The 9,102-nt window shown below is 36.9% G+C and carries 10 protein-coding genes; 6 read left to right on the top strand and 4 right to left on the bottom strand.

Features of this window, described 5'->3' with window-relative positions:
- From uppS to LBQ60_15495, 3 genes are all read right to left on the bottom strand, one after another.
- Positions 1–622: di-trans,poly-cis-decaprenylcistransferase (gene uppS / locus LBQ60_15485; GenBank protein MDR2039325.1), on the bottom strand; the 622-nt coding region annotated here is incomplete at its 3' end.
- On the bottom strand, positions 619–1,320 hold the full coding sequence (locus LBQ60_15490; protein MDR2039326.1) for a DUF6089 family protein: 702 nt from the start codon (positions 1,318–1,320) through the stop codon (positions 619–621). The genes uppS and LBQ60_15490, both read right to left, overlap by 4 nt.
- A 107-nt stretch (positions 1,321–1,427) precedes the next feature.
- Positions 1,428–2,186, bottom strand: coding sequence for a DUF6089 family protein (locus tag LBQ60_15495; GenBank protein MDR2039327.1), 759 nt, complete (start codon positions 2,184–2,186; stop codon positions 1,428–1,430).
- A gap of 216 nt (positions 2,187–2,402) precedes the next feature.
- Between LBQ60_15495 and LBQ60_15500 the strand changes: the two genes are divergently transcribed.
- Positions 2,403–3,812, top strand: a complete 1,410-nt coding sequence (locus LBQ60_15500; protein ID MDR2039328.1) for a sialate O-acetylesterase — start codon at positions 2,403–2,405, stop codon at positions 3,810–3,812.
- A gap of 67 nt (positions 3,813–3,879) precedes the next feature.
- On the opposite strand, the gene LBQ60_15505 is transcribed toward LBQ60_15500, so the two are convergent.
- Entirely contained in the window at positions 3,880–4,806 is a 927-nt protein-coding gene (locus LBQ60_15505) for a universal stress protein (GenBank protein ID MDR2039329.1), read from the bottom strand.
- 234 nt (positions 4,807–5,040) lie between these two features.
- On the opposite strand from LBQ60_15505, the gene LBQ60_15510 reads away from it, so the two are divergent.
- From LBQ60_15510 to floA, 5 genes are all read left to right on the top strand, one after another.
- The gene (locus tag LBQ60_15510; GenBank protein MDR2039330.1) at positions 5,041–5,616 is read left to right on the top strand and encodes an RNA polymerase sigma factor; all 576 of its coding nucleotides are present in this window, start codon (positions 5,041–5,043) and stop codon (positions 5,614–5,616) included.
- On the top strand, positions 5,607–7,109 hold the full coding sequence (locus LBQ60_15515; GenBank protein MDR2039331.1) for a hypothetical protein: 1,503 nt from the start codon (positions 5,607–5,609) through the stop codon (positions 7,107–7,109). Before LBQ60_15510 ends, LBQ60_15515 begins: the two co-directional genes overlap by 10 nt.
- Before the next feature lie 123 nt (positions 7,110–7,232).
- On the top strand, positions 7,233–7,508 hold the full coding sequence (locus tag LBQ60_15520; GenBank protein ID MDR2039332.1) for an ATP-dependent Clp protease adaptor ClpS: 276 nt from the start codon (positions 7,233–7,235) through the stop codon (positions 7,506–7,508).
- A gap of 1 nt (position 7,509) precedes the next feature.
- On the top strand, positions 7,510–7,983 hold the full coding sequence (locus tag LBQ60_15525; protein MDR2039333.1) for a hypothetical protein: 474 nt from the start codon (positions 7,510–7,512) through the stop codon (positions 7,981–7,983).
- Positions 7,984–7,999: 16 nt separating this feature from the next.
- Positions 8,000–8,983, top strand: coding sequence for a flotillin-like protein FloA (gene floA, locus LBQ60_15530; GenBank protein ID MDR2039334.1), 984 nt, complete (start codon positions 8,000–8,002; stop codon positions 8,981–8,983).
- The last annotated feature ends 119 nt before the right edge of the window (positions 8,984–9,102 follow it).

The raw sequence follows: 9,102 nt of genomic DNA on the forward strand, positions 1-9,102 counted from the left end.
ATTCTGAATAAGCAATTTGCCAAAGCAGAAAATTACTTATACGGGATTCTCCGCTTGTCCGTATCATTAATTCAGGATCCGGAATACCATATGTGGCCAGATAAGTTGAAAAAATATGCTCAGTGATAGGCATATCCAGTTTACCCGACAACATATCCGACTTCATCCTGTTCACAGCATCTAGTATTTCCCAACGCCCGCTGTAATTCAAAGCCAAAACCAACTTTAATCCACTATTATGTGCTGTTTTTTCTTTGGCATTTTTTAACTGTAAGGATACTTCTTCAGATAAGCCTCCAATATTCCCGATGGATATTAATTGAATATTATTTTTTAAAAGTGTAGGAGTTTCTTCATGAAGGGAAGAGACCAATAAAGACATTAGTGCATCTACTTCCAATTTTGGACGGTTCCAATTCTCAGTTGAAAAAGCATATAGGGTCAAATATTGGATACCTAACTCAGCGGCAGCCTCTACTGTTTCCCGGACTGCACTTACCCCATTTTTATGACCAAATATACGCTGGTTGCCTTTTTCTTTGGCCCACCTGCCATTGCCGTCCATAATCACAGCGATATGTACAGGTAACTTGTCAATATCTATTTTATCCCTATATGTCATTTATAATCAAGTTGCTGCCTATATGCAGGGCATGATGTATTTTTTTCAAAGATACGGAAAGTAACGAAAATACCCGCAAAAGAATACCAATCATTATTGTGTGACCGGGAATAAGAGCCTTCCGGCCCAGGATTCAACACGCCATCCAACTTATCGGTAAAAGTCTTTCTTAACCCCCACTCGCATCCGACCCCGATTCGTGGAGTAATCCGGTATTTATAACCGATTCCAAAGGGTATGGTCAAATGATTTTCAGCTTCTTCCGCTGTTGATGAAACAATAAATGAATACCCTATACCTGCAAAAATATATGGGGTATGCCCTGACTGAAAGCGGTTAACAATGTATCGAAGAAAATTAAATTCATAACCGATTTGTATATCAATAAGGGAGGTGTTAAAACTAGCCCCTCTGTTCTGCTGGAAATCATTATCAAAATCCGAATCATCACCTTTTAGCTTACCATAAAAGATATTGGCACGAAGACAATGATGTTCTGTAAAATTATGCTTCAAAAGCGCGCCAAAAGATAAATCCGGAGCATAAAAATGCTTACGGGGATTAATATCCCCCAGGTAATAAGATGTTCCTCCGAAAAAACCAGCATCAGTATTTGTATAGAACTTTTGTGCTTCTACCAATGAAGAAACAAAAAGGGATAATCCGATACAACAAACAATATATTTGGTTAATTTCAAGATTTCTTTTATAACGTATATTAACTAAAATCAAAAAACGAAACGTAAAATGGTTTCGTTTTATTGTCCGAATGCTATTTTAATATGATACCTACCCATTTATTTGCCTAACGACGACGAGACGTTTTCTTTTTCCCTCCTACAAATTGGATTTTATAAATGGCATGAATGGTGGTAAAATAATATGCATCATTGGATTTTGACCAATCTGTGGTAAAACCGTCGATATAATCGGAGTTAGTGAACCTTCCACCGATCTCAAGCCCCAATGACCACCCTTCTGACACATCTGTCCGTATACCAATCCCAAGGGGAAAAACTAATGCAGTTACTGATTTTTTAAAATATTCTCCACTACAGGGAATAGTCTCACGAGTATTAAAATCGATATAATTATAACAAAATCCGATGCCTGCAAATATATATGGCCGGGTAGTCATTCTATAACTCCTAAGTCCTTTTCTTTTGGCTAAAAGGGAACCGATGGACCCTCTTATCCTTAAAAAATTCCATTCAACCTGCCCGGATAATTCAAGCATAAAAGTGTTAAACGCAAATCCCCGTTCATCTCTTAATGAGCCTCTATCGTCGTCTGACGTCATCCCGGCAAACAGATTTACCTTTCCCGAAAAATGTTCATTGAAATCATTTCTCCCGCCCAGATAAAGCATGGGACGGCTATGACGCAATGTAAGATCCCTTATTCCAGCCCAGTTATCAAGATACGAAGACCCCCCGATATCCCCAAGAACATGGGAGACACCCAATCCAAAATGCACTTCATATGTCTTATAACGTCTATACTGAGCTTCTACAGAATAGCTGAAAAACAAAAGAATAACAACAATTGAAATGTTGATTCTCATCAATACATGTTTTACTTTAAAAGAACAAAAATAAATAAAAGTATCGGATTAAGAAAAAAAAATATCATTATATTCTCAACTCATCATGCCTGGTAAAGTTTTGATTCAGAATCAAACACATAATATCAGGATAAATATAAATTATTATAAATAATCCTTAACAGATCGATTTAATTGTTATTTCATCTATTTTTACGGAAATCAAAATCAACAATCATGAAAAAGAGTATTAAAACAATTATTGTATGTTTTCTTTTTGCTGTTTTTTTTGCATTTCAAATTAATGCATCGATAAAACTCCCTTCATTTTTTAGTGACAACATGGTTTTACAACAACAATCAGAGGTAGCAATCTGGGGTTGGTCGAATCCCAATACGAGTGTAAAGGTTGTTACATCATGGGATAAGAAAAACGTTACTACCAAAAGTGACAAAAACGGATATTGGAAACTGAAATTAAAAACTCCGGTTGCAAGTAAAACGCCTTATGAAATAACTGTTACTTCCGGAACAACCATTACTCTAAAAAATGTACTTATCGGGGAAGTATGGATATGCTCCGGACAATCCAATATGGAAATGCCCATGAAAGGATTCCATGGACAACCGATTGAGGGCGGACCTGAAGCCATTATGAATTCGAGAAATCCCGAAATACGTTGTTTTACGGCACAGAAAGCATCTAAATCCACACCACAGGATGACTGTATCGGTTCGTGGAAAGTTGCAGATATACAAACAGTTCCTGATTTTAGTGCCACTGCATATTTTTTTGGACGCATGATCAATCAGGCGTTAGATGTTCCGGTAGGATTGATTCATACCAGCTGGGGCGGCTCCCGCATTGAAGCCTGGATGCCTCCAGAAGCTTTGAAAGACATTCCTGAAAAAAAAATACCGGTTACAGATGAAGATATAAAAATAAACAACGGGACAGCCACTGTTCTCTACAACGGAATGCTTCATCCATTCATCGGTTATGGTATACGCGGAGCAATATGGTACCAGGGAGAATCCAATAAAGACGAACCTGCTTTATATGTAAAAATGTTCGATAATATGGTGCGTGAATGGAGGAACTTATGGGGAATCGGAGAATTTCCTTTTTATTATTGTCAGATTGCCCCATATAATTATGGAGGGTTAAGCTCCGCTTATATCCGTGAAGCCCAATTTAAATGTATGGAGACACCGAATACAGGCATGGCCGTGCTCATGGATTCTGAAAGTCCGGGATGTATTCATCCCCCGAAAAAGAAGGAAGCCGGAGAACGGTTAGCTCTATGGGCATTGGCAAAAACTTATGGTATGGAAAAGATACATTATAGAAGTCCGGAAGTCCAGTCATTTGATATAGAAGGGAGGGTGATCATTCTGACATTTAATAATGCCAATCTTGGCTTAACTTCTCATGGGAAAGAAATACTTAATTTCAGTGTAGCTGGAAAGAACAAACATTTTCATCCGGCTAAAGCTGCCATTTCCGGCAATAAAATATTTATATTCTCTCCAAACGTTGCAGAACCAGTCGCCGTCCGTTATTGTTTTGACAACCTCTCCGCTACTGAAATATTTACTATAGAAGGTAATTTACCAATATCATCATTTCGGACCGATGAATGGTAAGATCAAGATAAAAAAATACGGTAGGGGAAAATCCTACCGTATTTTTTATATCGTATAATGAACATACTTATTCTTTTGATGAAAAAAGCTTGGTAAACCAAAACTTCGTTTTTTCACTTTGTTTAACACGGGAAGCTGCTGAAGTTAAAGAAATTACAGGAACCGATGAATCATTAATGATTTGATGCGCCACTGCGCCGATATACTTATCGGAAGTGCTGATTTCCTGGTGTGTCATGATCATCAAAGAGTCTGCTTTAATATCTTTTACGTATTGAAGTATGACCTCATGAACAGGATGATGGCTTCTTTTGAATAATTTATCCGTACATCTGACCCCATTTTCTTCGATCATCTTTTTCATCCGCTGCATTTTCGTGTAGATTCGACTTTTTCTTTCCGAAATCCCACCCATTACCACAGAAACCAAAAGAATTGTTGCATCAAAAAACAAACCGAATGAAATAGCATTAAATACTTCTTCACGTGTTTGTTTTGTCAGATCGATGGGAAGCACAATATTTTTAAAATCAGTTTCACTGTTAACAGCCGGAATAGTAATCACAGGACAACTCGAATCACTGACCACATGCATTGTATTAGAACCAAACCGGACAGCAGAAGATTGTACAGAAGTACGTCCCATAACAATAAAACGGGCATTTTCTTCTTTAGCTGTAAACAATATCCGCTCATAAATTTTTCCTGTTTCGACACGAAATCCAATCTGTAATTTTGATTCTTCAGAGGCTTTCAGGGCAACTTGTTGCAATCGATCTGTAATTTCCCGTTCCATGGAATCGGTTATTTTCTTTTTCATGCTTTCAGAATGCTCATTCTGAAATACATTGGCCAAAGTAAGTAAATCAGAATCCATCACCACAAGCAATAAAATTCCACCATTTACAAAATCAGCTAGCTTATATGCCTGTCGCAACGCAGCATTAGAAAGCTCTTGAAAATCATATGCAACAATAATTTTATATTCTTCCATGTCTGTATTTAAAGTATATTATCATTCTATATTTTTAGTGGCCCAGTTGAAAAAGCAATGTTTTCACAAAAGTAAATATTTTTTATGATTTTTTTACAAAAAAAAAGTTTATCTTGACGCAACAAATCCGTAATATTGCATCTGAATAATAAAAGGAATTTTGTGTTTTTTGAAATATAAGGATACTTCTTTTTATTGTTCACAATTTGAAGCGACATTAAAAAGAGACAAACATTGGCAGACCTTTTTTCCGATATAATAAAGCGTTGCAAACGCGGCGATAGAAAGGCGCAGGAATCTATATATAATCTGCTTTCTGCAAAAATGTTTGCTGTTTGTATGCGTTATTGTACGAATTATGAAGAAGCCAGGGATGTATTACATGATGGATTTGTCACAGTATTTACCAAAATAGGCCAATTCCAGCATGCAGGTAGTTTCGAGGGCTGGGTACGCCGGATTTTTGTAAATCAGGCATTAGAGCGTTACCGTAATAATTCTAAAATACCTGTAGTTGATGACTGGGACAGTGTAGATTACCAGTTGGCAGCTCCGGAAGTGGAAGATGAATGGGGAGCATACCAATTATCTGAATCTGATTTGCTGGATTTGGTTAATAAACTACCCCAGCAGTATAAAGTGGTCTTTAACCTATATGTAATGGAGGGGTTGTCCCATAAAGAAATAAGTGAAATGTTGGAGATTGCAGAAAGCACCTCCCGTTCGAATTTATTAAGGGCCAGGAATATCCTTCAAAAACAAGTGAATGAGTTGGTTGAGTCGATATCATATAAACAACAATGCAAGTAAATAAGGAACATATTGACGAATTATTTGCCCGTAAGTTGGGAAATATGGAAATATCTCCTCCTGAAGATGCGTGGCATCGAATAGAAAAGGATTTAAATTATCGTAATCAGAATACCCGTAGATTTTGGTTGGCTGCAGCATCTATAGCTTTAATATTAGGAGCTTTTGCATCCGTCATTTATCTTCAGGGGGATAAAATTACTCCTGAAGTAAAAACTGTAACATCCATTTTAAACGACAGGGTTGAACAAGAAGTTATAAATGACGATTTATCATTACCACCTTCAGATCTTCCTTCTGATAAATATGATCCCTCAACTGCAGTTGCTATACAAAATAGTCAAAATGAATCCACTGATAATCCTTCACAGAAAGCTGATATAGATGTAGCAGAAACTTCCCCACAAGATTATGTAGAACAAGAATCTCCTCTAAATCAAGACCCTGTAAGCATTCCCTTAGATCAAAAAATCGATACTAAAAAAACACCTGTCTACTTCGACTATCAAAATGAAGTAGCTTATATGCAACCAATCAGAACAAAGAAGTTAGAACTATTGTCCAGAAAGCCCCCTGTCGTCAATAAATCATCTTCTTTACCGAAGGAAGTACCCACCGTTGCCTCTGCATCAACAAATATTCCGATATATGATATGCCTTATTTTAATAATGATCATATAGATATATCGCCAAAAACAGACGACAGATGGGAAGTTACAGGACAATTTGCCCCGATGTATTCTTATCGTGCAATTACAGGATTACCGGATAATCTGAGTAAATCTGATTTTGATGATGCAGAAAGTGCATTGCTAGCGTATTCCGGAGGTGTAAAGGTGGCCTATAAAGTAAAAAATAGATTTAGCATCCAAACTGGAGTATATTACACTCAAATGGGTCAGGCTATCAATCATGTTACTCCTGCGTATAATATGTATGCTGCAATTTCTTCCAATAATTCCTACTCAAAAAACTTTGTCAGGACTTCTTCGGGTAATGCGACTGTTACATCCGGGATGAAAGCCAATGTGAATGATAATTATGCTAATTATTTCAATGGTGACGAAGCAACTCCGAATAGCACCACTAATACCGTTGCAAATGCTACATTATCAAATACAAGCCCTACAAAATACAGAATGATAGAAAGGCTCGATTATATCGAAATACCTGTAATTTTACGGTATAAATTAATTGATAGAAAAATATCATTCTCTATATCTGGTGGTATGAGTGCCAATATTTTAATAGACAACAATGTATTTATCGACAATGGTAGCGAATTGATCAAAGATGGTACTATATTAATGGCCAGACCTGTCAATTATAATGGTTCAGTAGGAATAGGCATGAGTTACCAAATCACGAAAAAGCTACTTATTGGTATTGAACCGATGTTTAAATATTATCTTCAGTCATACACAACGAATAACTCGATTGACAGCCACCCGTATGCATTAGGAGTTTATTTTGGTACTGTATATCAGTTCTGATTTTTGACAAAATTTGAATTGAATAATAATAAATTTTTATTTTGAAATTATCTTCAGAAATCTACATTTTCTCTAAAAAAAATGTAGATTTGCATTATCATACGGTAATATAAATGTTTTATTATGGGTATTCAAGAGCAAGTAAAACATAATCAGGAATTTGAAAACACAACGGAAGATAAGCATCATTTAATTCTACATAACGATGATGTGCATACTTTTGACTTTGTGATTACATCACTGATTGATATATGTAAGCATGATGTATATCAAGCGGAACAATGTGCATATATTGTTCATCATAAGGGTAAATGTGATGTAAAAAAAGGATCATACGATTTTCTACATCCTATGAAAGACCAATTGACAGATAAAGGTTTAAGTGTAACAATCGATTAATATGTCTGCAGCCTTAGTAATTCTTCTTATAGTTATAGGTCTGGCGCTTATCGTAGTAGAAGTTGTTGTTCTTCCGGGGGTCACAGTAGCTGGGGTTGCTGGCGTTATTTTAATTGCGGGAGGAGTGTTTTTTGCATACAGTAATTTTGGTACTGCAGTGGGTACCTTCTCATTGATTGGAACCAGTTTACTCTTCATCATATTCCTGATTTATGCCTTAAGGTCAAAAACATGGGATCGTGTTTCTTTACATGCGGAAATAGATGGGAAGGTAAATCTATCTAATACCACCGATATCAAAGTTGGAGATATGGCAATGACGGTATCCCGTTTAGCTCCTATTGGAAAAGTCCTGATCCATGATAAAATTGTAGAGGGAAAATCTGAATTCGGATTGATCGATGAAAATAAGGAAGTAAAAGTTATCCAGGTGAATGAATCATCTGTCGTCGTACAAGAAATAAAACAATCATAAATTAAATAATATTTATATGGAAGGAATTGGGTTTTATGCTATTATTCTGGTTTTAGCAATTGTCTTTTTATGGATCATTCTTTATTTTGTCCCGTTAAACCTTTGGTTTCAATGTATCCTGACGCAAGTACGAATTTCGTTGATACAATTGGTTTTGATGCGTTGGCGTAAAGTTCCGCCATCCATTATCGTGAATGCCATGATCAATTCAAAAAAAGCCGGTCTTGATTTAAGTGCCGATCAACTCGAGGCGCATTATCTGGCGGGCGGACATGTACAAAAAGTTGTTAATGCATTGATTTCTGCGGACAAAGCAAATATTCCCCTGGATTTTAAAGCTGCTACAGCTATAGACCTGGCCGGACGTGATGTTTTTGAAGCTGTACAAATGTCGGTGAATCCTAAAGTGATCAATACCCCGCCGGTAGCTGCTGTTGCAAAAGACGGTATACAGTTGATCGCAAAAGCCCGTGTAACCGTACGTGCTAACATCAAACAATTAGTAGGGGGTGCCGGGGAAGAAACCATTCTTGCCCGTGTAGGTGAAGGGATTGTCTCATCGATTGGATCTGCTGCATCACATAAGTCTGTACTTGAAAATCCGGATTCTATATCCAAAGTCGTATTGAACAAAGGTCTTGACTCTGGCACAGCATTTGAAATATTATCCATAGATATTGCTGATGTGGATGTTGGAAAAAATATCGGAGCACAACTGCAGATGGATCAGGCCCATGCTGACAAAAATATTGCTCAGGCACGTGCTGAAGAACGTAGGGCAATGGCTGTAGCTCTTGAACAGGAAAACAAAGCTAAAATACACGAAGCCCGGGCTAAGGTCACCGAGGCTGAAGCTGAAGTACCTAAAGCAATGGCGGAAGCATTTCGTAGCGGAAATTTAGGAATTATGGATTATTATAAAATGAAAAATATTGAGGCCGATACCTTCATGAGGGAATCTATAGGTAAGCCAAATAATCCGACTAAACGGACGGATTAAAAAGTATACCTGGATCATCTCTTTTGCCATGTAATGCCGAAAGAGATGATCTAATATTATTCATTATAAATAGTGGAATGTAAATTATTGTTTGTTTGTTCGGTGGGGGGTGTTTGTGG

It is taken from the genome of Bacteroidales bacterium (genome assembly GCA_031275285.1).
GTDB lineage: Bacteria > Bacteroidota > Bacteroidia > Bacteroidales > UBA4181 > JAIRLS01.

Excerpts from the sequence above, each read along its gene's own strand:
- LBQ60_15525 (MDR2039333.1), top strand. The coding sequence starts at position 7,510 with ATGTCTGCAGCCTTAGTAATTCTTCTTATAGTTATAGGTCTGGCGCTT.
- LBQ60_15500 (MDR2039328.1), top strand. The coding sequence starts at position 2,403 with ATGAAAAAGAGTATTAAAACAATTATTGTATGTTTTCTTTTTGCTGTT.
- floA (MDR2039334.1), top strand. The coding sequence starts at position 8,000 with ATGGAAGGAATTGGGTTTTATGCTATTATTCTGGTTTTAGCAATTGTC.
- LBQ60_15505 (MDR2039329.1), bottom strand. The coding sequence starts at position 4,806 with ATGGAAGAATATAAAATTATTGTTGCATATGATTTTCAAGAGCTTTCT.
- LBQ60_15495 (MDR2039327.1), bottom strand. The coding sequence starts at position 2,186 with ATGAGAATCAACATTTCAATTGTTGTTATTCTTTTGTTTTTCAGCTAT.
- LBQ60_15520 (MDR2039332.1), top strand. The coding sequence starts at position 7,233 with ATGGGTATTCAAGAGCAAGTAAAACATAATCAGGAATTTGAAAACACA.
- LBQ60_15515 (MDR2039331.1), top strand. The coding sequence starts at position 5,607 with ATGCAAGTAAATAAGGAACATATTGACGAATTATTTGCCCGTAAGTTG.